Genomic DNA, 26,998 nt, shown 5'->3' on the forward strand with positions numbered 1-26,998 from the left:
CCGCTTAAGACCACCTGACTTTAGAAACTCTTTAACTACCTTTAGCTTGAACTGCTTGCTGTACTTGCTCATAAAACAAAACCCCCTTGGTTGGACATAGCGTCCAACTTTTGGGGGTCAGTTCACTAGGGTGGCTTTCTTTTTAAGTCAATATCAGTTGACTTACTTAGACGGCAACAAAGGTATTTTCAAGTTTGCCAATGCCGCCCATCTCAACCACTACGACATCGCCATTGACTAAATACTTCGGCGGCTTAAATCCGATGCCAACACCCACGGGGGTCCCGGTGGCAATCAGATCGCCAGGGTAAAGCGTAATACCGGCTGAGACAGTGGCAATCATGTTCGGAATATCAAAGATCAGATCTTTGGTATTGGAGTTTTGGCGTAACTCACCATTGACCCAGCATTTCACAGAAATATCTTCGGCATTGACTTCATCTGTGGTCACAACCCAGGGGCCCATCGGACAGAAGGTATCAAAACTCTTGCCAAGGAACCATTGCTTATGACGTTGTTGCCAATCGCGGGCCGTCACATCATTAATAGCGGTGTAACCCCAGACATGTTTCATGGCATCCGCTTCGCTAATCCCTTTGCCGCCTTTGCCAATCACAATCGTTAACTCTGCTTCGTAGTCGATACAAGTAGAGATAGCGGTTGGAATGATGACATTAGTATTTGGGCCGGTGACAGACTCTGGCGGCTTGGTAAAGAAAATGGCATGGCTTGGAATATCCTCGCCTGGTTTAGCGCTGCCATCAAATCCGCTATTAGAAAATTCTTTAGCATGCTCATAATAATTTTTGCCAACACAGAAAATATTTCTACGAGGTCTTGGAACGGGGGCGAGTAAACGAATATCACTCACGGCATGCGTCGCAATGGGCTGGGGTAATTTGCCAGCCAGATCTGATTTGAGGATGGCCACAATGCCGTCTTCACTTACATCAACCCCTAAATCAAGCTCTTGTACAGTCTTGCCGTCAGCCGCTACGATTCCCACCCGAGTCTTAGAAGGCTCTTTGCTTAAAGAAAATGCTGCGTATCTCATGATTACTATCTCCAGTGGGGGTTATGTCTAGACTAACCCTAGTTGATTGTGATGATTCTTGTAGTAGGATAAAGAGCATAAATAATAACGAAATTACGGTTCAGAGACAAAATGAGACAAAAATACCAAGTTCGCCGTTTGTTGGGCTGTATCGCATTATCTTGTTGGGCAATTTCTGCGTTTGCCCAGACCCTAGAGCCTTGGCCCACCAAGTCGATCACCATGGTCGTGCCATTTCCTCCGGGTGGTGTAGCCGATGCCGTAGGTAGACCGGTGGCTGAAGCGCTGTCCCGCATCTTGGTCCAACCGGTGATTGTGGAAAATAAGGCGGGTGCAGGTGGTGGTATTGGTATGGCGTCAGTGGCTAAATCAAAACCAGATGGTTACACCATCTTGATGGCTTTATCTTCCATTTCAATTATTCCCGAGGCTGACAAAGTAGTCGGGCGCGAGCAATCTTTTCAGTTGAATCAACTCAAACCGATTGCCCGTTTTACTGCTGATCCAACCGTATTAGTGGTGCGCGCAGATAGCCCTTGGAAAGATTACAAAGCTTTTGTAGCTGCAATGCGCGCCAATCCTGGTAAATACAACTTTGGTTCTTCAGGAAACTATGGAACTATGCACGTGCCAATGGAGATGCTCAAGTCTTCTGAAAAGTTCTACATGGTACATATTCCTTATACGGGTGCTGGGCCAGCGATTGTGGGTTTATTGGGCGGACAGGTGGATGCGATTGCTACTGGGCCATCCTCGATTGTTCAGCAAATTAAAGCAGGCAAGGTACGTGCTTTAGCCCATTGGGGTGATGGCAGATTGGCTAGCATGCCAGAGGTACCCAGCTTTAAAGAAATGGGTGTGAAGATAGAGTTTTCACAGTGGGCTGGATTATTTGTGCCTAGTGCTACTCCTGACTACATCACCAATAAGCTACGTGAAGCTGCTAAGCAAGCCTCAACGGATGAGAGAGTACGCTCTGTGATTAATGGCGCAGGAAGCCCCATCCAATATCTGGATGCTCCCGAATTTAAAGTCTACTGGGATAAAGAATCTGCGCAGATGGGTGAGATCGTCAGAAAGATCGGCAAGGTGGAATGATGAAAAGAATTCTGATTTCATTGATGTTGCTCGGTATTGCGCAGACTCATGCTGCCTCTGTGCAAGAGCAGATGGAGCAAGATCCCAAGGTCAAAGTAGCCATTGAAGAATTGGTGATTGCTAATCATATTTTGTACGACCAAAATGCAGTTGATGGCTATGGCCATATTAGCGTTCGTAATCCTGCCAATCCCAATACTTTCTTTCTAGCGAGAAGTGTTGCGCCGTCGACTGTTAAGGTCGAGGACATCATAGAGTTCGATATGAATGGTAAGGCGCTCAATGGCGACACTCGGGTTGCATATGGCGAACGATTTATTCATAGTGGCATTCTAAAAAATCGTCCCGATATCAATTCAGTGATTCATGGACATGCACCACCGATCTTGCCTTATGGTTTGACTGGAACTCCCTTAAAACCGGTGTATCACATGAGTTCTTTTTTGGCCGAGGGCGCACCGATATTTGAAATTCGTAATTTTGCAAAACCTAATCCAGATACCGATATGTTTGTCAGTAATGTGGAGTTGGGTAATGCCTTATCCCAATCAATGGGTTTGCAATACTTTGTTCTGATGCGTGGTCACGGTTATGCCGCTGGAGCAGACTCCATCAAAAAGGCTGTCTTTAGGGCGGTCTATGCGATTCAGAACGCCAGCATTCAAGGGGAAGCAATGAAGATGGGGCAGGTTCAATATCTCACCCCAGGTGAAGCCTCGATCGCCCAAGAAACGATCGAGAAGACCATTGGTCGACCTTGGCAGCTTTGGACCGAAAGAGTCAAGAAAACACAATAAGTCATTATCCATTAGCATGGCAATGAATGTATTAATGATTGCACTGAAAGGTAATAATGAGTTTGAAAAAAGAGATCCATATTTTTGGTTTTGCCTTAGCGCTACTTAGTGCTTCCGGATTGGTGCATGCACAATCAGGCGAAAGCACTTACAAACAAGTATGCGCTAGCTGTCATGGCGCTGGTGTTCTGAATGCGCCGAAGTTTGGAGATAAAGCTAAGTGGGCACCATTGATCGCAGAAGGGCAGCCAACTTTGACTGCACATGCTTATGTTGGGGTGAGAGCTATGCCGCCAAAGGGAGGAAACCCGAATTTGAGTATTGAGGCATTTTCAGATGCGCTGGTCTATATGGTCAACAATTCAGGCGGTAACTGGAAATCACCGGATGCAAAGATGATTACTGCCATTAATAAAGAAGTGGAATCTCGTAAAGCAGGATTGAATAAGAAGCAATGATGTGGCTGTAAAGATGTAGAAGTTTAAATGGATTGAATAAAACGATCAATAGAGATTATTCGGAGACAATATGATTCACTTTCAATTTTTGCGTAAGCAATGCGCTTTTGTTTGTGCTGCCATAACGGCCTCAGTTTTTTGCGCCCCCTTGGTGTTTGCTCAGCCTTTCCCTAATAAACCCGTCAAAATTATTGTCACGGCAGCGCCAGGTGGCACAACTGATATTTCATCGCGTGCTCTGTCAGAGATTTTGGGTAAAGAGCTTGGACAAAGTGTGATCATTGAAAACAAAGCCGGTGGCGCAGGCATCATTGGTATTCAAGCTTTGCTTGCAGCCCCTGCTGATGGTTATACCATGGCCATGGGCAATATTGGCCCGAATGCAATTAACTACAGCCTTTATAAAAGTCTTCCTTATAAGATGGAAGACATGGAGCCCATCACTGTTGTGATTGCTAACCCAAACGTACTAGTAGTCAATCCCGAGGTGCCTGCAAAGACGGTTGCTGAGCTGGTTGCTTTGGCAAAAGCCAATCCGGGTAAATATTCCTTTGCATCTTCTGGCCGTGGTCAATCAATCCATATGTCTGGCGAGTTATTTAAAACACAAGCTGGTATCGACATTATTCACGTACCCTATAAAGGTGCTGGACCAGCATTGGCTGATCTATTGGCTGGCCAGACGAGCATGATGGTCGATAACCTGCCGAGCTCGATGCAATACATCAAGGCTGGAAAATTACGCGCTCTCGCAGTGACCAGCAAGAACAGAGTTGCAGAACTGCCTGATGTACCAACCATGATTCAAGCGGGTTATCCCAACTTTGAAGTTACTGCGTGGTTTGGTTTATTCGTTCCTGCTGGAACACCAAAACCTGTGATCGACAAACTCTATGTTGCTGTAAAGAAAGCACTAGACTCCCCAGAAATTAAACAACGCTGGAAAGATTTGGGCGGCTGGGCTGTAGGTGACACACCGGCTAACACCAAGCTCTTTATTGCCGCTGAGAAGAAGAAGTGGGAGTTGGTTGCTCAGCAAGCCAAAATCGAGGCCGAGTAATCTTGGTATAACTACAGAGCATTGAATTACAAAAAGGGGATCTCATCGAGATCCCCTTGATTCTTTCTAAGTGTTGGGTAATTAGTCTGCCTTGACGTTGGCATCCTTAATGACCTTACTCCACATATTGAGTTCACGATGAATACGTTTACTTGAGTCTGCTGGAGAAAGATAATTTACATAAACGCCAGCAGCTAGCATGCGTTCTTGAACATCGGGGCGCTGCAAAATGGTTTTGATATCTGCACTCAATTTATTCACGATGGCTGGTGGTGTTCCTGCTGGTGCTTCAATACCAAACATGCTCACTACGTCAAAGTTTGGCAAGCCGGTTGCTTCGGTGACGGTCGGTACATCAGGCAACTGACTGATGCGTTTAGCAGTGGTCACTGCCAATGCCCTTAACTGACCTGCTTGGATAAATTGCAAAGCAGCTGGAACGGTTTCAGACATGCTGAGTACTTGTCCGCCAACCAGATCGGTCATAGCAGGCCCGCTCCCTTTATATGGGATATGCAGCATATCTAGTCCGAGTTGGTAACGGAACATTTCCATCGCGAGACGCTGTGGAGCGCCAGCGCCAGAAGAGGCAAAAGTGAGCTTGCCTGGATTGGCTTTCGCATAGGCGATGAACTCTTTCATATTCTTTACGGGTACTGATGGGTTCACCACAAAGACGAGAGGTACGACACCCACAATGGCCACTGGAGTGAAATCTTTCTCCAAGTTGTATTTAATCTTGTCTTTGTCTAAGTTTGTATTGATGGCATGGGAGGTGAGGGCGCCCATCAATAAGGTGTAGCCATCGGCTGGCGATTTGGCGACTAAGTCAGCGCCAATATTGCCGCTATCTCCAGCGCGGTTGTCTGGCACTACTTGCTGATTCAATGTCTTAGACAGCTCTTGTGCCATGATGCGGCCAATCACATCAGTCGCCCCACCTGGAGGGAAAGGGATCACTAGTCGGATTGACTTATCCGGATAGTTTTTCAGTGCAGCATCGCCTTGAGCGAGCACTGGGGATGCGATGAAGCTAGCGCATAGGGCTGCGCTAATCCAATAGGTCAGTTTTTGTCTCATTTTGTATTATTGGTAATGGGTTGAACTACAAGTTTCCATTATCTACAGAATTTGGTTTTCTGCACTAGATTCAGGATTGAAGCCATTCTCTAATTACAATGAATGCATGACCCTAGAGCCCCATCAAATTGAGATCATTGGATATTGCGCTGCATTCTTAACCACGGTTGCGTTTTTACCCCAAGCAATTCAGTCTTGGCGCACCAAAGATCTTTCTGGAATCTCCTTCGGAATGTATTCCTTATTTACTGCAGGAGTGGGTTTGTGGCTGGTCTACGGTCTGATTATTGAAAAGTGGCCCTTGATATTAGCCAATGCCCTCACTTTTACTCTCGCCCTCAGTATTTTATTATTGAAATTGCGTCATACTTCTAAACAACCGAAACAATAAAAATCCCCCCTTTAGAAAGGTAAGTCATGAGTTCAACTTTTGTTATCGATCCTCCAGTGCAGATTTCTTTGCCAGTGACAGGTGAAACCCGTCGCTTTGCAGTCAATCGCATTTATTGCGTCGGTCGTAACTATGCAGATCATGCGCGTGAGATGGGCCATGATCCAGATCGTGAGCCACCATTCTTTTTTATGAAGCCAGCAAACTCGATCGTGACGGATGGTAAAGATATGACTTACCCCAATTTATCGAAAGATGTCCATCACGAAATTGAAATGGTCGTCGCTATTGGCAAAGGGGGCTCTAATATTGCTGCCGATAAAGCCTTGGATTATGTCTATGGATATGGCGTTGGCTTGGATATGACAAGACGCGACTTACAAGGTGAGGCAAAAAAAATGGGCCGTCCTTGGGATACTGGCAAAGCCTTTGACCAATCTGCTCCTTGTGGAGAAATTACGCCAGTCACTCAATGTGGTCATCCTAGCCAGGGCGCAGTTACATTATTAGTAAATGGTGAAGAGCGTCAGTTGGGTGATCTCAATCAACTGATCTGGAATGTACCTGACACCATTGCATACCTCTCAACGCTGTTTACATTAGAGCCAGGTGATCTCATTTTCTCTGGCACACCCGCAGGCGTAGGCCCTGTGAAAAAAGGGGATGTACTCGAGGGCAGTGTTGCGGGATTAAAGAATCTTAAAACCAAAATCGCTTAAGAATGTATTAAATGCCTCACTGAACGCAAAACTGCCGAATATAAAAACATGAATATCTTCAGAACCCTTGTAGTAGTTTCTACCCTGTCTTTATTGTTAGCAGCTTGCGCGAGTAATGAAGCCAGTGCGCCTAGTGTAGCAAGCACTGCTGCACCCGCAAGCTTGTATACCAATGCGACTCCTTTGGATTTACGTTTAAGTGCATGGCCATACCCTTATCCAACCAAAGAATTTAAAACGAGCTTGCAAGGCGTTCCCGCCAGCATGGTCTATATGGATGTGCCGGCGGTAGGCAAACAAAAGGGTGCAGTGTTGCTCTTTCATGGCAAGAACTTCTCGAGCGATTATTGGGCGCCTACGATTGCAGGCTTAACGCAAGCAGGGTATCGCGTGATTGCCCCAGATCAGATTGGTTTTGGTAAATCTTCTAAGCCAAATGTCGCATATCACTTTGATGATTTAGCTGCCAATACCAAAGCTTTGCTCAAATTAATGGGTATCAAGCAAGTCTCGGTGATTGCAAATTCGATGGGCGGCATGGTTGGTGTGCGCTTTGCGCGCCTCTATCCACAGACAGTACAAAAGTTAGTTCTGGAGAATCCTCTAGGACTAGAGGATTACAGCAAAGATATCCCGCCTCAGCAAAACGACAATTTACTCAAGTTAGAGATGGCCCAAACGGAGACGAGTTATCGTCGCTTCTTGCAAACGTATTTTCCGACTTGGCAACCTGCCTATGAAAAGTTTGTTGAAGTCTATGTTCGCGTTCAAAAAGGCTCAGACTATCCTGCCTATGCAATGACATCGGTGCTCACGTATCAGATGATTGCTGAAAAACCTGTTGTTGGTGATTTGCCACAGCTCAAGATGCCGGTATTACTAGTGATTGGTCAAAAAGATCGCACCGTATTTGGTAGACGGTTTGCACCCCCTGAGGCAGTAAAAGCTTTGGGTAACTTTCCGGAGTTGGGTAAAAAAGCTCAGGCAGTGATTCCGAATGCAAGGTTAGTGCCGATTGAGAATGTTGGTCACGTCCCGCACGTAGAGGTTCCCGATCTCTTTGTTGCAACAGTCGTGCAGTTCCTCAATCAATCTAGCAAGAATTAATAACGAGTTACATCACTGTTTTGGGTTTTACGTATTTAGAAAATGGGTATTCCTAAAGACCATTTTCTAGACTCTGAATTGCTGATTTACCGAGTTCTAGAGTCTCCTGCGCTAGAATTCTCCTATGTATATGTTCCTGCCTTTTCTGACAGCGTTGATCGGACTCTTCTTAGTCTGGTTTGAGAAGCGCTTTGCAGGTTTATTAATGTTGGCGATCACCGTACTCATTTTGATGGTTTGGTTTCGCTTTCATGCAACGAATCATCTCAATATCAGTCTGTAAGCATTGTGAGCAGACAATCCTTTCCTTCTTTAGCGGCTTTAGGTAACCAACTGGCTTTGTTGGCAGTGATTGGCACCTTGTCTTATGCCTTTGTTGATCAATTGTATTTTGGTGAGTTGCCTTGCCCACTTTGCTTAATGCAAAGGATGGGCTTTGTGATTATTGGATTTGCTTTGGTGCTCAATATTCGCTGTGGTGCGCACTCAGCGCATTATGGCTGTGGCATGATGGGTGGCTTAGTGGGGATGATGGTTTCTCTGCGTCAAGTATTGCTCCACATTCTGCCGGGCGACAAAGGCTTTGGCGCAACCTTCTTAGAGCTCCATTTTTATACTTGGGCTTTCGTTGGTTATCTTGGCTTATTAGCGGGCTTTGCCATTTTGTTAATGCTGCCAAATCGTGAAGTACGTTCACGTTCTTGGTTTGCCAATACACTAGTCATTCTGTTTATTTTGATTGTTTTAGCTAATCTCGTTTCAACTCTACTCGAATGTGGCATTGGCGCTTGTGCTGATGATCCAGTCAAGTATGAGGGTTGGCTGTGGTTGCGCTCCCGATTTGGTTTTTAAGTGATGATGCCCACTAGGTTGGGCTTTAAGATGATGCGATTCTCTAAGGCAGCTAAGAGCCTGCTTCTATTCATATGCTTCAGTGCAGTGACGCTCTTAGTGCAAGCTCAAGCAGATCTTCAAAAAAGTACCCACTGGCCAAAACAATCTATTCGAATTGTGGTGACCTTTACTCCTGGTGGGGCGCCTGATATTTTGGCGCGCGTGTTAGCAGAAAGTTGGCAACAAAGTTTGGGTGTACCGGTCTTAGTTGAAAACCGTCCCGGCTATGGTGGCAACATCGGTGCTGATCTCGTAGCCAAGAGTGAACCTGATGGTTACACGCTCCTGATTGGCACGGTAGGCATCCATGCGATCAATGGTGCGCTTTATGACAAGATGTCCTTTGACCCCGTTAAAGACTTTACGCCCATTAGCTTCTTGGCTAGTACTCCTAATGTACTCATTGTTAATAAACAACTGGGCGTGAATAACTTGCAAGAGCTCATTGAACTTGCAAAAGCTAAACCCAATCAACTGACCTTTGGTTCTTCGGGTGTAGGTACTTCATTGCATATGTCCGGTGAATTATTTAAAGAGATGGCTGGCGTACAAATTCGGCATATTCCGTATAAGGGGCGCGCACAGTCCTTACCAGATTTAGTCAGTGGTCGTATCTCCATGCTCTTTGATAACTTGTCATCTTCACTGCCTTTAATTAAAGCTGGTGAAGTGCAGGCTTTAGGTGTCACTACCCTCAAGCGTTCTCAAGCTGCCACTGACATTCCCACATTGGCGGAACAGGGCTTGCCTGGATTTGAGGCAGTTTCTTGGTTTTCTTTAATGGCGCCAGCGAACTTACCGCCTGCCGTTCAAAAGCGTCTCAATCAGTTAACTAGAAAAACGCTGAATAATCCTGAAGTTAGAACTCGTCTTTTGGCGGGGGGCTTAGATCCCGCCCCGGGAGGCCCCAATGAGCTATCTAAATTGATTACCCAGGAGTCTGCTAAATGGAGTAGGGTAGTAAAGCAATCTGGAGCAAAATTAGATCAGTAGGGTGGCACTAATAACAGTGCTAATAAATAAGTTACTTTCTTGTCAGCTTGAGTGAATTTGAGGCGTTATTAATAGTAAGACATTGATAGTAAAACCAGTAAAAACTAGAATATCAATATCAAGAAATAGAAGACCACGTAGGACCAAATGGGGGGTCAATCATGAAACAGATCAATCAATTCAGTATCTTAGGAGTCGCCTTAGCTGCTCTACTGGCATTTGCTCCTGTAGCTGCTCAAGCAGGCAATGTGGGTTGGAATGTCTCAGTTGGCGGTGGCCATGGCGGTTACGGTGGTGGTTGGCGTCCTGCCGCCTACGGTCCTGGTTGGGGCCATGGTTACGGACCAGGTTGGCGTGGTAATTGGGCTTATGGTGGCGGGTATTACGGCCCATATGCTAACTACTACTCACCTCCCGTAGTTTATGCTCCGCCTGTAGTCTACATGCCGCCTCAGCAACCAATGGTATTGGCAGCTCAGCCTCAGCCGGCAGTTTGGTATTACTGTGAAGCTAGCGGCAAGTATTTCCCATACGCACAAGAGTGTCCAACAGGTTGGCAGATACAAGCAGCAACGCCACCTACGAGCAACACTCAACCAAGACGTCCACAGTATTGATGCTGTATTTATCCAGCTTATTTCAGAATATTTAAAGGTTTTTTATGAAACGATTTGCTCGTATCGCAGTATTGACTGTTTCTGTATGCACTTCACTAGCTGGATGCGTATCTGCGCCAACTGGACCTACGATTGCGATCATGCCGCGCGAAGGTAAACCGTTTGAGGTGTTTCAACAAGAAGATAAGCAGTGCCGTGAGTTTGCTGACAATGCTGTCAAAGATACCAGTAATGCTGCCTTAAAAGAAGGCGCTACCAGTGCCGCCATTGGTGCCGCCTTAGGCGCCGCTGCTGGTGCAGTGATTCAGGGTGGTAGTAGTCCGAACATTGGTACTGGCGCAGGTGTTGGTTTATTAGGTGGCGCTGCGATGGGTGCTATGAACTCAGCTGGCAAACAAAACCAAGCGCAAACTCAATACAACATTGCCTACCAACAATGTATGTACTCTAAAGGCAATCAGGTTCCTAGTTATGCGGCACCTGTCTCAGGACCGAGCTACCGCTAAGTTCCGCAGTAGTTTTACAGCTCGACTGGCGGATGCGTTTTCTCATAGCGCTCCGCCGTTCTTCTAAATAAGTAGAGTAGTAAGCAGCCAGCTAACCCTAGGCTAATGCTGTTGCCAGCCCAAAAGCCATTAGCACCTTGCAAGAATGTGGGCGTATTACCCAATACATTAAAGCCCATCAAGTAACCGCCACCAAGACCTACACCCCAGAGTGAGCCAGCATAAATGAGCATAGGCCAAAAGGCGATCCGATATGCTCGCAAAATAAATGCGGCAGTCACTTGCAAGGCATCAAAGATTTGATAAAAAGCAATAAACAAAAAGAGGGGTATGGAAAATGCTTTCACTTCCTCTGGTGGATCATATAAATCTAATAGCTGAATGCGGAACACCCAGACAGCAATACCAATAATGATGCACAAAGTGGTTGTAAAGAAAACCGAGGACCAACCAATTTCTTCAGCGCGCTCTGGCTTGTTAGCACCAATCGATTGAGATACTAAAGTCATCGTGGCAATCGAGAGTGAGAGTGGCACCATATAAATTACGGTTCCCATATTGGCCACAATTTGATGCCCCGCTAGAGCAGTAGTGCCTAAACGCGCAATAAACAAGGACATGAAGGTAAAGGAGGTGACTTCAATCAGATAGCTAAAGCCAATCGGCGTACCTAGCTTTAACAAAGTCCAAATGCGAGGCCAATCAGGTAGGCTAAAGCGCTCGAATATCTTGAAGGGTAGATAAAAGCGATCAAACAGTACAAAGCCTAGAGTCATTAACAGCCAAGACCAGTTGATGATGACGGTAGCAACCGCACAGCCTGGGCCACCCATCCCTTCAATGCCTAAGCCGCCATAAATAAACAGAAGATTTAAGGGAATCTTCAGACCTAATCCAATTAATTGCACCACGGTAATGACTGTAGGGCGGGAGACGGCGTTATGTAATCCCATGAGGATGCGCATACCCATACTTGCTGGTAAGCCAAGCGCCAAAATACTGAGATATAGCCTTGCCTTATCTTCAATATCAGAACTGATTTGCGAGATCGCCAATAAATGATCTGCATTGAGTAAGATAAAACAACCGAGAATAGATAAACCTAAAGCAAGCCAAGTTGCTTGACGAACTTCTTCGCCAATCTCGCTATAGCGTTTTGCGCCAAAAAGTTGCCCAGCGATTGGAGCGAGAGCAGACACGACGCCAGTGAGACCAACATAGATACTAATGAAGATGGCTGAAGCCATGGCTAATGCTGCTAGATCATCGGCAGAGTAACGTGCCGTCATTGCGGTATCTAAAACCCCAAAGGTAATGACTGCGAGTTGACCAATGAGCAGAGGACCGGCGAGTTTTAGTAGAGCGGGAACGTCCTCACGTAGGCGTGATAACTTAAAGTGCAGCACGCCTTATTCCGGAATCACTTCGTATAGACGCAAACGCTCATCGCGGTCAGCGGCGCGACGATCTTCCCAGAGAAGGCGAAGTTTCTTGTTATTAAGTTGCGCGTAGGCTTTTGCTTCAGATTGGTTATGCGTCAGCATCCAAGGACAATCTGGATCATCACGTAAAGTCAGTTTAGTAAAGTAGTCAAATGAGGCTAACTGGGCCGAACCAATATTGCTGGTGTTAATGCATCCGCCGCCTGTAGGAACTACTTGTGCCAGACGAGCAGATACCGGACGATAGGTTTTAGCAAAGTTAATAGTAGGTAGCCATAGAGTCATGAGTAATACCCACATCAAGGTAGTACCTGATGCCGAGATAATCAAGCAGCGCCAGATTTCTTTAGGGGCGCGCGATGTTCTCCAGCGGACCACTGAGAGCCAGACACCAGTAATCGCAAGTGCGACGATAAACGCAAGCCAATTCAATTGACCTTCAAAACCGGGAAGTAAGCGTGCAATATTGGCAGCGGTAGATTCTGGATAGCCGGTGACTTTTGCGAGCCAGATAATCCAAATGGCTAAGGCAATTAGCGTAAAGCTGAACATCGCAAACCAATCAATAAAGCTGATGATGCTACGTTTAAGAATCGGTAAGCTAAAAGCAGCGATGATCGACAGGCTAGGAATCATGATCATCAGATCATGTTCATTTGCCTCGAGGCGGAATAGGACGTAAATCAAGGTACCAATAAATAAGCTCAGCGGAATACAAAGGTGGGGAGCGCGCCAAGACCCTGCTTCTTTAACGCGACCCCAGTGTCCTAAAGAGATCAATACTAATGGCCATACCGGCCAGGCATAAGCCCAGAAGTTCACACTCAAAAAACTCAAGGACTCAAGCGATGGAGTAGAACGCATCTCCGGCACATTGCGCCAGCCTTCTTGAGCAATGTGGCGCCAGCTAGCCGGTAAGTCAGCCAGATACCAAAGCGCCGGCCAAATCGCAAAACCAATGAGACCTAAAACAGTACTGGTCAAAGTCCAGCGAAAGCGTAACTTAGCGTTACTGGCGATTACCGCAATGATGGTCGAGGTGACAACGATCAGACTTAAAGTGAGATTGCTAGATAGCGCTACGATCGCAATACCAAGGCCGGTCCATAAACCCCCTTGCCATGGTTTGTCTAATCCACGTACAGTGCCGTAGAGCACGATACTAATACCCATTAGTTGCGCCATCATCGGCGTTGTTTCATGAGCACGCTGAGCAAGGCCGACACAAGCCAAGAAGATCAACAATGCGCCATCAGCAAGTGTCATGCCATAACTTTTCAGGTCAGGCTGGCCACCCACTGCAAAAGCCATCGGTTGCACTTCACGGCGACGACCTAATAAATACGTGGCGTACCAAATTGCCAGTGCAGCAGCAAAAAAGCAAATCGCAGAATATAAGCGCGCTGCATTAGCAGCACCAATGAAGCCGCCAAATAATTTAATGAGAGTGGCGCCCATCCAGTAAGGCAATGGTGTACCTAATGAAACATCACGACCTGCTAAGTGAGGCACGAGCCAATCGATCGAGTTGCCGCGAAACAAAGTCCACATGCCGCCAAAACCAATCGCATCTTCATTCTTCCAAGGATCACGGAAGAAGAGACCTGCAAAACCATAAATCAAAGTCAACGCAAAAATAATGATGCGCGGAATCGATTTAGTAGCAGCGGCAGTGAGTTTGACCATGAACTTTATTTAAACAAAAACAAGCAATAAAAAAGGCAGCAAACGCTGCCTTGATTATCTCGCAGAGAAGGGCATTGCCATACCCTGCGAATATGAAGTGTATTAAGCCTTCTTCTTAGCTGACTTTTCGGCAGCTTTAGCTTCTGCAGCAGCCGCTTTTTTCTCAGCCGTTTTAGCAGCGCCATCACCGGCAGCCTTAGCAACCGCTTTGGTACCGAATTTCTGACGGAATTTCTCAACACGACCAGCGGTATCCATGATTTTTTGGGTACCAGTGTAGAAAGGGTGTGATTCAGATGAAGTCTCGATCTTGGCCAAAGGATATTCCTTGCCATCTTCCCACTTGATTGTCTCTTTAGTAGACATAGTGGAGCGAGTCTTGAAGCTGAAGTTATTGGAAACGTCTATAAAGACGATTTCACGATATTCGGGGTGAATGCCAGGTTTCATTTTGAGTCCTATGAGCGGGTAGCCGTTTATGTCGCCGTTTGATGATAGCAACTTAAATACTTTCCCAAGTTAAAAGCAGTGATTGGTGTAACAAAGGCGAAATTATGCCATGAAATCAATAACAAAGCGCGCTTTTGGAGTCCAAAAGGGGCTAAATCACCCCCTAAGACCCCTAAATTAGCCTCCGCGACGCATCAGGTCGAAGAATTCGCCGTTGTTTTTAGTCGATTTGAGCTTATCGACGATGAAGTTCATCGCCTCAATGTCATCCATATCAGCCAGCAATTTACGCAATACCCAGATCTTCTGGAGGTTCTCAGCTTTCACCAAGAGCTCCTCACGACGGGTGCCAGACTTATTAAGGTTAATCGATGGGTAAACACGACGCTCAGCCAGACGACGCTCAAGGTGAACCTCCATATTACCGGTACCTTTGAACTCTTCATAGATGAGATCATCCATGCGGCTACCGGTTTCAATCAGGGCAGTAGCGATGATGGTTAATGAACCGCCTTCTTCAATATTACGAGCTGCACCGAAGAAGCGTTTTGGACGTTGTAATGCGTTGGCATCCACACCACCAGAAAGTACTTTGCCTGATGAAGGCACTACGGTGTTGTAGGCGCGTGCTAAGCGAGTAATCGAGTCAAGCAAGATGATCACATCTTTACCCATCTCTACTAAACGTTTTGCTTTTTCAATCACCATCTCGGCAACTTGAACGTGACGGACAGCTGGCTCATCGAAAGTAGAGGCAACCACTTCACCGCGCACCGAGCGTTGCATCTCAGTCACCTCTTCAGGGCGCTCGTCAACGAGCAAGACGATGAGAATCGCTTCAGGATTATTTGCGGCAATAGCGTGTGCAATGTGTTGCATCATCACGGTCTTGCCAGACTTTGGTGATGCTACGATCAGACCACGTTGGCCGTAACCAATTGGGGAGATCATGTCGATAATGCGACCAGTCAAGTTTTCTTCTGCCTTGATATCGCGCTCAAGACTGATTACCCGGTTTGGGTGCAAAGGGGTTAAGTTCTCGAACATGATGCGGTTCTTGAGGGCTTCTGGAGCCAAACCGTTGATCTTGTCGACCTTTACCAAAGCAAAGTAACGCTCACCATCTTTAGGGGTGCGTACTTCACCTTCTACGCTGTCACCAGTGTGTAAGTTAAAGCGGCGAATCTGCGCTGGAGAGATATAAATATCGTCTGGAGAAGCCATGTAAGAGGCTTCTGGAGAGCGCAAGAAGCCAAAGCCATCCGGCAAGACTTCCAAAGTGCCATCACCGAAAACGGTTTCACCAGCTTTAGCGCGTTTCTTCAGAATCGCAAACATCAATTCTTGTTTGCGCATCCGTTGCGTGTTTTCAATCTCCAAGCTAGCTGCCATTTCGAGCAGAGCAGATACGTGGAGGACTTTGAGTTCAGTTAATTGCATGTGGTTCTCGGGTGTTGATAAAAATGAATAAGGGAAATTTGTTTTGGGGTATCGCCGCGCTGATGGAGATCACGCAGATATGGGAAGACAGAATTTTGGAGTTTGCTAAAAGAAGGGGGAGGTAAATTGCTGGAAAGGGGCGCTCTCAAGAAGGCGCTGAACTACTGTTAAATGCAATACTACACTAAAAAACGGGTCTGGCAAGAGCTAGAAATAGGTAAATACCACAGGCTCAACGGGTGAACCTGTGGTCTGAGATGATTTATAGATGACTATCAATAAATGCAGTTAACTGAGATTTGGCCAAAGCGCCTACTTTTTGAGCAGCTACAGTGCCATTTTTGAATAGGATCAAGGTCGGAATGCCACGAATATTGAACTGGGCAGGGACACCTTGGTTCTCATCCACGTTCATTTTTGCGATTTGCAACTTGTCGCCATACTCACTGGAGAGTTCTTCCAGGATGGGACCAATCATTTTGCAAGGACCACACCATTCAGCCCAGAAGTCGAGCAGTACAGGTTTATCGGACTTGAGGACGTCTTGTTCGAAAGAGGCGTCAGTTACATATTTAATGCCGGCACTCATGAAAATTCCTTATTTAGGCTTATTTAGCTACGCATTTAGCGAGTTGGTTAATTGTGGCGTTACAGAGCTTATATTAGCAATAAGCGAAACATTCTGCTCAAAATAGATAAATTACTCCATTCATGCTTCACCCATTCCCGACAATTTCCGATCAAAAGCAAGTGCAGCCATGGGCCATCACGCCTGATGCTACTGCGCTGGAACAGTTAGCAAGGGGTATTTGGGATGGTGCGGCGCAAACCCAGCAGCGCCCCTTAGTGGTACTCAGCACTGCAGGTCCCCTCATCGGAGTGAGGGCAGCACTTGAAAAATATCGACCGCAAAATCTCGATCCCGAGATTGCATTCTTGCCGCAAGTGATTAGTTTTGCCGATTGGTTGGAAGCAGCGCCAGGCGCATGGAAATTTCCAAAAAAACAAACGGATTTAGAGAGATGGCTGGGTGTCTACACCACTTTGCGTAAACATCCAGAATTGCAAGCGTGGTTTAAAGCGGAGAGTGAAACTGGCGCATGGGGGTTAGCGCAAGCGATTGTGGAAGCATGCGACACCTTATCCAAAGCAGTGTTCCCACAATTACAAAAACAATTCCATGCATTGATGCAAGAGGATCAAGCTAAGCAGAGCAATATTGGTGAAGTCTGGGGTGATCAAGCGCAAGCATTATTGGATATGACCGTTGCCAAAGTCTATTCCGGGATGGCGCGAAAGGTGGTTGATCAAGAAACCAAAGTCTTGCTCACCTTCTGGCGCTATACCGCGAGCATGAGCGATCCAGTATTTCGGAATCAGTTTGCAATGGTGGCACACCTTGAAGCTATCGCAGCCGCTCAAGAAGTAAATCAAGCAAGACCTCTCATTTGGGTAGAGACTGCCGATCCCACGCCAATTGACCAAGAGATTATTGGCAACTTACTGAGTGAGTATGCCCAATATGCGCCCGTTGTAGAGGTCAAGATGGATTGGCGCGATGTGGGCTTGTGGTCAGAAGCGATTGACGTTGAAGATGACCAGCAGGCAAGGACTCAGGCATTAAGCAATGCCAAACGGACACAAAGCAAAGCGTGGCGGCTGATCTCAGCGAAACGCTTTGAAGAACTGGCTTGGGCCGCCGCTAAAACCATTGAGCAACATCTCATCGATGGTAAGACCAAGTTAGCACTCGTTGCGCAAGATCGTTTAGTAGCGAGAAGGGCGCGAGCACTGCTGGCAAGATTGGGTCCCGCGCTGAATATTCGTGATGAGACTGGTTGGAAGTTATCGACAACGCGTGCAGCGGCGGCCTTAAATAGTTGGTTGGATCTCATCAAAGCGCCTAAGGATGGACCAAGTGCAAAAGCATTACTCGAGTTTTTGCAAAATCCCTTTTTTGATCTTGGAAAAGTTCTCAACCGAGATCCAGATACTTGCACTGGACTCATTGCAGAATTAGAAGATATCTTGGTGGCAAGTAAGGCCGAGTCTGGTTGGAAAACTTTCCACCTAGCTATTGAAGGCGCGCAAGATAATGCGGCCAAAACTTCAAGCAAATTGCCAAGCGCTGCTTTATTGGAGTTATTGCAGTTTGTTAGAGAGCGACATCATGAATGGCTGACGCTCAAGGTTGATTGCAATCAGGCTTATAGGCTGTTGCAAACCAATCTTCAAGATACAGGTATGGCACAAAGCCTTCATCAAGACTCTGCTGGTAAGCAACTATTAGAGGTGCTCAAGACATTTGATTTAAGTAAGACGCAGTATCAAGCAGCACCTATTCGTTTAAGCGAGTGGCTGAGTTTGCTCAAAACTGTGATTGAAGGTGCAAGCTATCAAGAAGTTGGCAAGGAAGCTCAGGCAACCCTCAGCATCTTGCCACTGAGCTCAACGCGTCTGCGTGACTTTGAAGCAGTCGTAGTGGCAGGTTGTGATGAACAGCAGCTGCCAGCATACTCAGAGCCGCCCTTATTTTTCTCAGATGCGCTCAATCAACTCTTAAAGACTTCTACCGTTGCAATGCAGTTTGTGCAGCAGGCGCGAGATCTTTCTCAACTGTTAGTGTCATGCCCCAAGGTTGATTTACTTTGGCAAAGTAAGAGTAATAACGGAGAGCCATTGAGACCAGCGGCATGGCTACAGCGCTTACAAAATCAGCTTGGATGGCAGGCTATTCCCACACAGCTCAAAAAGCGAGCCTTTCAATCCAGTCAAATGGATATGGCAGTTGCACATTTTGAAGAAGCATTACCCATGCCCTTATCGATGAGTCCGAGTGCCTATAAGGCTCTTCGCGATTGTCCATATCGCTATTACGTGCGTAGCCTATTGGGTTTAAGAAAGAACAAAGGTTTTGATGAGGGCTTTGATGCTTCCTTAACAGGGCAGACCTTGCACAAATTACTCAAGCGTTTTTATCAAGCACTGAAAACTCAAGAACACACCAATCCGGCCATCAAGACAGATCAAGATCAAAGACGCGCCTGGATGGAAAAGAGTCTTACCATTCATTCTGAACAAGAGTTTGCTACTTTGGTTGAAGGCGATGCCAGAGTGATGGGTACATTGCGAGATTGGCAAAAACAAATCCCAAGTTTTATTGATTGGCAATTGCAACGCGAGCAAGCGGGCTGGCAATACTTTGACGGCGAAGTCAAAGTTGGCTTTGATCTACCGTTTAAAGATGCCGAGGGCGCTCCTAAAACGATTCGCATTGAGGGCTTTGCAGATCGCTATGACGTACAGGTCGGTGATAACGCACTGGCCTCAGTGATTGATTACAAAAATCAACGCTTTGAGAGAGTCAAAGTACGCGCGGAGCATCTTTTAGATGACCCGCAATTATTAATCTATGCCCGTGCTGCTAACGAAGAGCAAGAAAATCATAAGCTCACAGGTCATGTAGTTCAGCAGGCAGAGTGGGTGGCGCTAAAAGCTGATCTTTCCAAGGGTGACCACAAAGCATTACGCGGTCAAGAGGTAGTCGATATGCCAGCCATGATGCAGCAGTTTTCTGAGCAAATCACAGAAGATATAGAGCAACTGTGGGCTAAAAAGCCCATGCAAGCATTTGCGCCTGAAGGGGTGTGTCAATACTGTGAAGCGCGGGGCATTTGCAGAAAGGGGATCTGGTGAGTGATCCGCTAAATATGCAGCTCAATGCGCAGATGAACATACTTCCTGAGAAGCAAGCTTATTCAGAAAAGCTCGCCTGTGACCCCCAGCGTTCAGTCATTGTTTCTGCTTGCGCCGGCAGTGGTAAGACATGGTTACTCGTAGCAAGAATGGTGCGACTCTTGCTTGATGGTGTGAAACCTCAAGAGATTCTTGCATTAACATTTACACGCAAAGCGGCACAAGAGATGCGTGATCGCTTATATGGATTGCTAGAGCAGTTCTCAAAAAGTGATGACACCTCTTTAACAAAGGAGCTCATCGCTAGAGGTATGGAGCTAGAGCAAGCGGAGCAATCTTTAGCGAAGGCTAAAGCACTTTATGAGCAAGTGCTAGCAAACCCACAGCCAATTGTGATTGATACCTTTCATGGTTGGTTTGGCAGATTACTCGGTGCAGCGCCGGTCTCCTTGGGGATTCAGCCAGGATTTAAGTTGCGTGAAGACGCCAAGCGCCTGCAAGAAGAGTGTCTTGATGATTGGTGGGGCGATCTCACACCAGAACTCAAGGCGCATTATGACGTCTTACTGAACCAGCTTGGCTCACACGAGACACAAAAGCTTTTAATGGGAAGAAGCAGTCTCTTTAAACAAAGGGGAGCATGGAGTTTTTTTGCGAAGGATTGCAAACAAACCGGTAATAGTCCAATAGAGCGTTTAAAACAAACGCTACCCAAACTCAATTTACCTAACCCATTAATTGCGCAGTGGGATGCGCCAAGCGCATTAGCTGATCTGGAGTTTTTAGCGCATTGCCTGAGGAATAGCAGTGCAAATGATCAAAAACTATTGCCCAATCTATTACCGGCCATTGTATGTAAGCAGCGTGGTGGCAATGTGATGGATATTGCTGCTACCTTGCAAAGTGTCTTCTTAACAAAAGAGCCAGTGAAGTACCGAGCTGGCAACGATAGTGCTTTGAGTGCATTACAAACCTTTTTAAATAATGAAGGGATGTCCGACCGAGTTAGTGAACACATCAGCTTTAAGCAGTCTTGGGGTCACACTTTTGAGGAATACCTCCTCTGGCAGGCAGAGCAGGATGTCTTTGCCATGAACGAGGCCTGGTTTGCGCTCAATCAATCGATGATGGCGCACGCTAATGCCGCAAAAGAAAATATGCGCGTGCGTGACTTCGATGACTTAGAGATTGGCGTGAGTATGCTAATGGATGATGCTACTAACGCTGCATATCTGCAATCGCGCTTAGATGCTAAATATAAACAAATCCTAGTAGATGAGTTCCAAGATACCAATCCATTGCAATGGCAAATTTTGCGAGCATGGTTAGCAGGCTATAGTGAAGGTGATGAGAAGCCTAAAGTGTTTATTGTGGGCGACCCTAAGCAATCGATTTATCGTTTTCGTCGTGCTGACCCTAGATTGTTTGTGAGTGCAAGAGCGTTTTTGCATCAGAACTTAGGTGCTGCTTACATAGAGCAAGATAAAACACGTCGCAATGCAGATCAAATTAATACAGCGGTCAATACGATCTTCCAGAGTGAGCAGATTCCGCCAGAATATCCATATACCAAACAAGAAACTCTGTGGTCTAGCCCAATAGACCATCAGCCCACAGAGACTTATGCCAAAGAGGGTGAGATTTATTTACTTCCTTTAATACCCTATGCAGAAAAAGTTGAAGCAGTACGAGAGGGTAGCGCTTTTGATAAAGCGATTGCAGACTCTAGCGAGACGGTTGCAGTGGTTCAGCGCCAACAAGAAGGTGCATTAGTTGCTCGTCTCATTAAAGAAATTATCGCCACCCGTAAAGTGGTAGATAAAGAGGGCGGTAAAGAGTTTTGGAGAGAGGCAAGAGCAAGTGATTTCCTTTTATTGGTCAAGCGCCGTAAGTTTTTACCTCAATATGAGCGAGCGCTGCGTGAAGCAGACCTTGCGTATGAGAGCTCGCGCTTAGGTGGTTTGTTAAATACACTTGAGATCGATGACCTGATTGCTTTATTAACAGTGCTAGTGACCCCGCGTCATGATTTGCCATTAGCCCAAGTATTGCGCTGCCCCATCTTTGGCTTTACTGAAAAGCAAATGCAGCAGTTGGCCGTTGCCATGACATCAGGTCAATATCGTTCTTGGTGGGATGCTCTGCAAGATAGTCAGGATGTAAAATTACAGTTTGCAGCGCGTTATCTCCAGCACTGGCATTTACTCGGTGAGCGTCTACCAGTGCATGACTTATTAGATCGTATTTACCAAGAGGGTGATGTGCGCCTCAAATACGCCGCCGTCTGTCAGGATCTTGATCGTCCACAGGTATTGGCAAACTTAGATGCCTTTTTGGAGGTGGCGCTGAATCAAGATGGTGGCCAATACCCAAGCCTAAGTCGTTTTATTCAAGAAATTAATGCCAAGCGTCGTGGCGATGATGATGAAACACCTGATGAGGGTGATGTTGATGCGGCAAGTGATGACAATTTAGTCGACATTGATGAAGAAAGTGAGATGTCAGAAGAAGATCGCCATAAGCGTGTGCGCTTGATGACGATCCATGGAGCAAAAGGATTGGAATCTCCTTTTGTGATCATGTTAGATACCAATAACACGGATACTAATGTGGACTACAGCGGGGTATTGATTGATTGGGCGCCAGAAGAAGAGAGTCCTTTCCATCTATCCCTCTTTACTTCCAAAACATTAACTAGCCCTCGCGCTGAGATCAACGAAGAAGAAAAGCGTATTGGCGAAAATGAAAACTGGAACTTACTTTATGTGGCGATGACCCGTGCTCGCCAAGGTTTATGGATTAGTGGCGATGCCCAGAAACCCACTAAGAATAATCCCGATGGTCTAGATAAAACGTCTTGGTACGGTAAGGCCAATAGTGCTGGGTTAGCGATCTATCAAGTTACCCAGGATCAGACTGATAAGTCCAAAGAGACGAAGATCAAACTAAAGAGCGCTCCAGAAAGTGCCGTCGAAGATTTTGTCCTGGAGTGGAACCCGGCCCAAGAAAGTCATGCTCAATTGCTTTGTGATATTCAGGATGGCATCACGGTAGAAGTATTTGCTGGTGCAGGTGAGCAAACATCAGAACCTGATCTAGAGATCTTAGAGGAAGGTACACATTTTCATAAACTGTTGGAGTTTGTCACTGCCGACTCGACTAAAGCACGGCCAACACAGATGCCAAGCGAGCAAGAGGTGATGAATTGGCTTGGTGTAGATGAAGCCCATGCCCAGAAAGTGATCGAGCGCGCCCAGACAGTATTGGAAGCGCCAGAGCTCAGCAAGTATCTAACCTCAGGTCAATGGATTGCCGCGTGGAATGAGTTAGATATTGCAAGTAAAGAAGGTAAGAGCTATCGCATGGATCGCTTGATTGAGTTAGATGACTACATCGCCATCATCGATTACAAGCTCACCATTCCAGCAGTAGGAACTGAGAAGTATGAAAAATATCGCGAGCAACTCCAAAACTACCGGGCTGAGTTAAGTCGTATCCGCAAGGACAAGCCTAATAAGGCTTATTTAATATCTTCCTTGGGTGAGATCAAGGAGCTTTAAAGCTTTTCGCACTCTTTTTTTCAGAGCTACGCCCCAGAGGTATTCCTCAACCATGAATTGTTCTGTGTTTGATTTCATTCCACTCTTCTTCTGCGAGGGGAAGAGGGTCTGGATCAGACATAGCCGCCTTTGTAATTACCTCATCCTCTTCTGCGCTGTGCCTAATAATTTTCTTCTTCATATTGCCTTGAAGATTACACCAAATGAAGTTCAATTCTTTTACCTAGAGCAGCCGCATACTTCCTGAGGGTATTTAGACTTGGGGAGTGTTTGCCACTAGCCAATGAGCTTTCTAATCTTGCAATTGCAGGGGCTTGAGTTCCCATGCGTTTAGCAATTTCTGCTTGGGAGAGCCCCGCTTTTTTTCTGGCGGCGAGTATCTCATCTAGAATCGCAAATTCTTCGCGATTCAGTTTGGCAACCTCTGCTTTGATAGCAGGATCCTTTAGCAGCTTGCTAACCATTTGTTTATGGCTTAAGAGTTTAGTTTTTTTGATTGTCATTTATTCAACTCCTTCATGCGCTGTTTAGCAATTTTTATTTCAGTCTCCGGCGTCTTTTGAGTCTTTTTAATGAAGCTATGCAGCATCACAATCTCTCGTTTAATGAGCGTGCAGAAAAAAACCCTTGCAATGCCTTCGGCTCCTTTTAGTCGCAATTCAAATAAGCCGCCACCAAATGCATTGGTGTGCGGTAAACCCAAATTAGGCCCATATTCGATCATTCGTTCAGTTAAGCAAATGTAGCGTGCTTTTAGTGTGCAGGGTAGATCCATGATGTCTTCTTGAACCTCCTGACTGATATAAATAATGGAATATGTCATCGCACTGATGATAACAAATTTGTTAACATTGTATCAGGAAAGCACTTGAAAATGAAAGGGTTATGCATCTTGAATTACACCCAAAAGCCCCCATATAGGAGGGGAATAGCAAAAATCCCGAAACTAGGGATAATGAAATTCGCAAGAAACATCCTATAAGGAGTCATCATGAAAATGCGTAATCTAATTAATGTACTTGCTGGTTCATTTGCCGCTGCGGTATTGCTTGCTAGCAATCCCGTATTCGCTGAGGCATCTTTGCCAGAGATATATCAAGCCGTGCAATCTGGGCAGTTGGCTAAAGCCGATGCCATGATGAAAGAGGTTTTGCAGAACCATCCTAATAGTGCCAAAGCGCACTATGTAGCTGCTGAGCTTTATCTCAAAGAAGGTAAGCTCGATGCCGCACGCAATCACTTTGTCAAAGCAGAAAATCTTGCGCCAGGATTGCCATTTGCTCAACCGGAGTCTGTACAAAAACTCCAAGTGCAACTCGCTAGTGGTGCAGCAGGCCCTGCCGCTGCTCAAGGCTCAATTTTTAGCAATCCAATCTTTTGGGGTTTGATTGCGATCTTGGTAGTAGGCATCATTATTGTGATGAGACGTCGTAAGGCTGAAGCTGTGCAGGTCTACAACGCACCTAGCGCTGGTTACCCTGGTACTCCAGGTGGTCCTCCTGCTGGTTATCCAGGTGGTCCTGGCTACCCTGGAGCTCCAGCTGCAGGTGGCATGGGAAGTGGCTTGATGGGTAGCTTGGCTACTGGCGCTGCTTTAGGTGCTGGCATGGTTGCTGGTCAAGCCTTAGCAAATAATCTCATGGGCGGTCACGATGGCGGCCATTCCAGTGCAAACCCAAATCCGAACCTCACTCAAGTTGGTGGCCCCGCATCTTTAGATCCTAACTTTGGTGTGAATGACGCCAGCTCTTGGGATGATGGAGGTTCTAGTTCTTGGGATGACGGTGGTGGCGACTTTATGAGTGATGTCTGATTGCATGGGAGCATGGCAATAGTAAGCGCCTAATAAAAAACCACCGAGATTCGGTGGTTTTTTATTTGAAGCAACAGTCATTAATATCTAACAAGCCTTACTTAATCATGCCTGCGTTCTTAGCATCTTCCATAGCTTGAGCTGTTTTCTCTTTTATGAAAGCAGGCATCTTGGCTAACGGTACATCTACCAATACAAATCCAGACTCTTCCAGTTTCTTTTTGGTCTCAGGATCGGCATTGAGTTGCGCAAAGTAGTCAGACATCTTTTGCTGTAAGACGAGTGGCGTGGCTTTTGGCAAAGCAACGCCGCGATAAGCACCGTCAACCCAGTTCAGACCCAGTTCTTTAAAGGTAGGCACATCTGGTAGCGCAGGGTTGCGTTTTTCAGTGGCGATCGCAAGAGTACGTACTTTGCCTTTTTGCTGAATCGCTAATGGCAGGTAACCCATCGCGCCATCGACGTGCATCCCAATTAAAGCGGTAATCAAATCACCGGTACCTTTAAAAGGAACGTAATTGATTTTGACACCCGCCAGTTTGTTCAAACGCTCCACTGCCATGTGGTTCGCTGAGAACTGGGCTGAGCCTGCTAAAGACATCTTGCCCGGCTCTTTTTTAGCTGCCGCAATAAATTCTTGATAAGTTTTGTAGGGACTATCTGCAGAAACCATTAAGGCATCGGGCGTGAAGTGATAGTAGTAGATAGCATTAATATCTTCGGTCTTGTACTGAATACCTTCTTGTAGAGGTTGCAAGATCGTATGGGGAATATTGACACCCACTACCGTAGTGCCGTCAGCAGGATAAGTATTCAGAGCACTCCATACTAGAGCGCCACCAGCACCAGCACGGTTAATCACCACCATCGGTTGTTTAAATTTCTTGGCAGAGATTTCAGCTTGGTAGCGTGCTACTAAGTCAGACTCCCCAGCGGGTGGGAAGGGGATGATGTACTGAATCGTTTTGTCTGGGAAGGGTTGGGCGCCTGCTCCCGACAGCAATCCAAACGAAATAAAACAAGCACTCATGAATTTAATTAACTTCATTTAGAGATCTCCTCGATAACAGCATTCGTCACATCACTCATCATGGCGGTACCACCTAAATCACGAGTATGTAACTTTGGATTGGCGGTCACCTTTTCAATGGTGGTCATTAATTTGGCGCCTAAAGTTTTTTCACCCAAGAAGTCGAGCATCATCACGGCAGACCAGAAGGTGCCAATCGGATTAGCGAGACCTTTACCCATGATGTCAAAAGCAGAACCATGAATCGGTTCAAACATTGAAGGGTAGCGACGCTCTGGATCAATATTGCCGGTGGGTGCAATGCCTAAGCTACCTGCAAGTGCAGCAGCTAAGTCACTGAGTACATCAGCATGCAGGTTAGTCGCCACAATGGTGTCTAAAGACTCAGGGCGATTGACCATGCGTGCGGTAGCAGCGTCGACTAATTCTTTATCCCAAGTGACGTCTGGAAAATCTTTAGCCACGATATTAGCGATCTCATCCCACATCACCATACCGTGGCGCTGCGCATTCGATTTAGTAATCACCGTGAGATGCTTGCGAGGGCGTGACTGGGCTAACTTAAAAGCATAACGTTGCACACGCTCAACTCCAACACGGGTGAGGATGCTCATATCGGAAGCCACTTCAATCGGATGGCCTTGGTGTGCTCTGCCACCTAAGCCAGAGTATTCGCCTTCGGAGTTCTCACGCACGATCACCCAATCGAGTTGATCCGGTTTGCAATTGCGTAGCGGAGTTTCAATACCAGGCAGAATGCGAGTAGGGCGCACGTTCGCATATTGATCAAAGCCTTGGCAAATCTTTAAACGCAATCCCCACAGCGTAATGTGATCCGGAATCTTTGGGTCGCCAGCTGAGCCAAACAAGATGGCATCTTTGGAGCGCAAAGGATCAAGACCATCCTCGGGCATCATGATGCCGTGCTTACGGTAGTAGTCACCACCCCAATCGAAGTGCTCAAACTCAAAAGCGACTTCAGGATGTTTTTTGCTTAAAGCGTTTAAAACCTTTTCGCATTCAGGAATAACTTCTTTGCCAATTCCATCGCCTGGAATAGATGCAATTTTGTACGTCTTCATGTGTCTCCTACTGTTTTTTATATAA

At 46.3% G+C, this 26,998-nt stretch carries 26 protein-coding genes; 15 read left to right on the forward strand and 11 right to left on the reverse strand.

The annotated features are described in order from the left end of the window. Positions 1-166: 166 nt before the first annotated feature. Positions 167-1,054 carry a fumarylacetoacetate hydrolase family protein gene (locus tag ICN21_RS00765; RefSeq protein ID WP_216176026.1) on the reverse strand — a complete coding sequence of 296 codons (888 nt, stop codon included), beginning with the start codon at positions 1,052-1,054 and terminating at the stop codon, positions 167-169. A gap of 111 nt (positions 1,055-1,165) precedes the next feature. Here ICN21_RS00765 and ICN21_RS00770 point away from each other — a divergent pair, with 111 nt between their 5' ends. The 4 genes from ICN21_RS00770 to ICN21_RS00785 all read left to right on the forward strand — a co-directional run bounded on the left by ICN21_RS00770 (position 1,166) and on the right by ICN21_RS00785 (position 4,467). Further along, complete coding sequence (locus ICN21_RS00770) at positions 1,166-2,152, forward strand: tripartite tricarboxylate transporter substrate binding protein (RefSeq protein WP_216176028.1); 987 nt, start codon at positions 1,166-1,168, stop codon at positions 2,150-2,152. Next, on the forward strand, positions 2,152-2,949 hold the full coding sequence (locus tag ICN21_RS00775; RefSeq protein WP_216176030.1) for a class II aldolase/adducin family protein: 798 nt from the start codon (positions 2,152-2,154) through the stop codon (positions 2,947-2,949). Before ICN21_RS00770 ends, ICN21_RS00775 begins: the two co-directional genes overlap by 1 nt. A 56-nt stretch (positions 2,950-3,005) precedes the next feature. Continuing rightward, the gene (locus ICN21_RS00780) at positions 3,006-3,407 is read left to right on the forward strand and encodes a cytochrome c5 family protein (protein WP_216176032.1); all 402 of its coding nucleotides are present in this window, start codon (positions 3,006-3,008) and stop codon (positions 3,405-3,407) included. 70 nt (positions 3,408-3,477) lie between these two features. Then, the gene (locus tag ICN21_RS00785) at positions 3,478-4,467 is read left to right on the forward strand and encodes a tripartite tricarboxylate transporter substrate binding protein (protein WP_216176034.1); all 990 of its coding nucleotides are present in this window, start codon (positions 3,478-3,480) and stop codon (positions 4,465-4,467) included. Positions 4,468-4,548: 81 nt separating this feature from the next. Here ICN21_RS00785 and ICN21_RS00790 read toward each other — a convergent pair whose 3' ends face one another. After that, positions 4,549-5,547: a tripartite tricarboxylate transporter substrate binding protein gene (locus tag ICN21_RS00790; RefSeq protein WP_216125458.1), complete on the reverse strand. Its 999-nt coding sequence runs from the start codon at positions 5,545-5,547 to the stop codon at positions 4,549-4,551. Between the two features lie 106 nt (positions 5,548-5,653). Between ICN21_RS00790 and ICN21_RS00795 the strand changes: the two genes are divergently transcribed. The 8 genes from ICN21_RS00795 (at position 5,654) to ICN21_RS00830 (ending at position 10,774) form a co-directional block, all read left to right on the forward strand. Continuing rightward, positions 5,654-5,938 (forward strand): SemiSWEET transporter, encoded by a 285-nt coding sequence (locus ICN21_RS00795; protein ID WP_216176036.1) that lies wholly within the window; start codon positions 5,654-5,656, stop codon positions 5,936-5,938. A 26-nt stretch (positions 5,939-5,964) separates the two neighbouring features. Beyond that, the gene (locus tag ICN21_RS00800; RefSeq protein ID WP_216176038.1) at positions 5,965-6,657 is read left to right on the forward strand and encodes a fumarylacetoacetate hydrolase family protein; all 693 of its coding nucleotides are present in this window, start codon (positions 5,965-5,967) and stop codon (positions 6,655-6,657) included. Positions 6,658-6,705: 48 nt separating this feature from the next. Beyond that, a complete protein-coding gene (locus tag ICN21_RS00805) occupies positions 6,706-7,764 on the forward strand; it encodes an alpha/beta fold hydrolase (RefSeq protein ID WP_216176040.1) in 1,059 nt (352 codons plus the stop codon). A 124-nt stretch (positions 7,765-7,888) separates the two neighbouring features. Beyond that, a complete protein-coding gene (locus tag ICN21_RS00810; protein ID WP_215295061.1) occupies positions 7,889-8,047 on the forward strand; it encodes a DUF5993 family protein in 159 nt (52 codons plus the stop codon). Between the two features lie 5 nt (positions 8,048-8,052). Beyond that, positions 8,053-8,616, forward strand: coding sequence for a disulfide bond formation protein B (locus ICN21_RS00815; protein WP_216176042.1), 564 nt, complete (start codon positions 8,053-8,055; stop codon positions 8,614-8,616). A 33-nt stretch (positions 8,617-8,649) separates the two neighbouring features. Then, on the forward strand, positions 8,650-9,651 hold the full coding sequence (locus ICN21_RS00820) for a tripartite tricarboxylate transporter substrate binding protein (protein ID WP_216176097.1): 1,002 nt from the start codon (positions 8,650-8,652) through the stop codon (positions 9,649-9,651). Between the two features lie 161 nt (positions 9,652-9,812). Then, positions 9,813-10,268: a hypothetical protein gene (locus ICN21_RS00825; protein ID WP_251369950.1), complete on the forward strand. Its 456-nt coding sequence runs from the start codon at positions 9,813-9,815 to the stop codon at positions 10,266-10,268. Positions 10,269-10,312: 44 nt separating this feature from the next. Continuing rightward, complete coding sequence (locus ICN21_RS00830) at positions 10,313-10,774, forward strand: glycine zipper family protein (protein ID WP_216176044.1); 462 nt, start codon at positions 10,313-10,315, stop codon at positions 10,772-10,774. Between the two features lie 14 nt (positions 10,775-10,788). On the opposite strand, the gene ICN21_RS00835 is transcribed toward ICN21_RS00830, so the two are convergent. The 5 genes from ICN21_RS00835 to trxA form a co-directional block, all read right to left on the reverse strand. Beyond that, positions 10,789-12,180 carry an MATE family efflux transporter gene (locus ICN21_RS00835; protein WP_216176046.1) on the reverse strand — a complete coding sequence of 464 codons (1,392 nt, stop codon included), beginning with the start codon at positions 12,178-12,180 and terminating at the stop codon, positions 10,789-10,791. A gap of 3 nt (positions 12,181-12,183) precedes the next feature. Beyond that, a complete protein-coding gene (locus ICN21_RS00840) occupies positions 12,184-13,902 on the reverse strand; it encodes a glycosyltransferase family 39 protein (RefSeq protein ID WP_216176048.1) in 1,719 nt (572 codons plus the stop codon). Positions 13,903-14,004: 102 nt separating this feature from the next. Then, positions 14,005-14,352: a type B 50S ribosomal protein L31 gene (locus ICN21_RS00845; RefSeq protein ID WP_216176050.1), complete on the reverse strand. Its 348-nt coding sequence runs from the start codon at positions 14,350-14,352 to the stop codon at positions 14,005-14,007. Positions 14,353-14,529: 177 nt separating this feature from the next. Further along, a complete protein-coding gene (rho, locus tag ICN21_RS00850) occupies positions 14,530-15,792 on the reverse strand; it encodes a transcription termination factor Rho (RefSeq protein ID WP_011903147.1) in 1,263 nt (420 codons plus the stop codon). Positions 15,793-16,054: 262 nt separating this feature from the next. Further along, positions 16,055-16,381 (reverse strand): thioredoxin TrxA, encoded by a 327-nt coding sequence (gene trxA / locus ICN21_RS00855; protein WP_216176052.1) that lies wholly within the window; start codon positions 16,379-16,381, stop codon positions 16,055-16,057. Between the two features lie 122 nt (positions 16,382-16,503). Between trxA and ICN21_RS00860 the strand changes: the two genes are divergently transcribed. Together ICN21_RS00860 and ICN21_RS00865 are read left to right on the forward strand one after the other, a co-directional pair. Beyond that, positions 16,504-19,488: a PD-(D/E)XK nuclease family protein gene (locus ICN21_RS00860; RefSeq protein WP_216176054.1), complete on the forward strand. Its 2,985-nt coding sequence runs from the start codon at positions 16,504-16,506 to the stop codon at positions 19,486-19,488. Continuing rightward, positions 19,485-23,048 carry a UvrD-helicase domain-containing protein gene (locus ICN21_RS00865; RefSeq protein WP_370624035.1) on the forward strand — a complete coding sequence of 1,188 codons (3,564 nt, stop codon included), beginning with the start codon at positions 19,485-19,487 and terminating at the stop codon, positions 23,046-23,048. Before ICN21_RS00860 ends, ICN21_RS00865 begins: the two co-directional genes overlap by 4 nt. 194 nt (positions 23,049-23,242) lie before the next feature. Here ICN21_RS00865 and ICN21_RS00870 read toward each other — a convergent pair whose 3' ends face one another. Together ICN21_RS00870 and ICN21_RS00875 are read right to left on the reverse strand one after the other, a co-directional pair. Continuing rightward, a complete protein-coding gene (locus ICN21_RS00870; RefSeq protein ID WP_216176055.1) occupies positions 23,243-23,551 on the reverse strand; it encodes a helix-turn-helix transcriptional regulator in 309 nt (102 codons plus the stop codon). After that, complete coding sequence (locus tag ICN21_RS00875; RefSeq protein WP_215295045.1) at positions 23,548-23,871, reverse strand: type II toxin-antitoxin system RelE/ParE family toxin; 324 nt, start codon at positions 23,869-23,871, stop codon at positions 23,548-23,550. The genes ICN21_RS00870 and ICN21_RS00875 overlap by 4 nt, the downstream gene beginning before the upstream one ends. Positions 23,872-24,039: 168 nt before the next feature. Between ICN21_RS00875 and ICN21_RS00880 the strand changes: the two genes are divergently transcribed. Beyond that, complete coding sequence (locus ICN21_RS00880) at positions 24,040-24,861, forward strand: M48 family metallopeptidase (RefSeq protein ID WP_216176057.1); 822 nt, start codon at positions 24,040-24,042, stop codon at positions 24,859-24,861. Between the two features lie 97 nt (positions 24,862-24,958). Here the strand turns inward: ICN21_RS00880 and ICN21_RS00885 are convergent, their stop codons facing one another. Together ICN21_RS00885 and ICN21_RS00890 are read right to left on the reverse strand one after the other, a co-directional pair. Then, entirely contained in the window at positions 24,959-25,909 is a 951-nt protein-coding gene (locus ICN21_RS00885; RefSeq protein ID WP_216176059.1) for a tripartite tricarboxylate transporter substrate binding protein, read from the reverse strand. Continuing rightward, entirely contained in the window at positions 25,906-26,973 is a 1,068-nt protein-coding gene (locus ICN21_RS00890) for a tartrate dehydrogenase (protein WP_216176060.1), read from the reverse strand. Before ICN21_RS00890 ends, ICN21_RS00885 begins: the two co-directional genes overlap by 4 nt. Positions 26,974-26,998 lie beyond the last annotated feature (25 nt).

Origin of the sequence: Polynucleobacter sp. AP-Feld-500C-C5 (genome assembly GCF_018882265.1) — a bacterium.
Classification (GTDB): domain Bacteria; phylum Pseudomonadota; class Gammaproteobacteria; order Burkholderiales; family Burkholderiaceae; genus Polynucleobacter.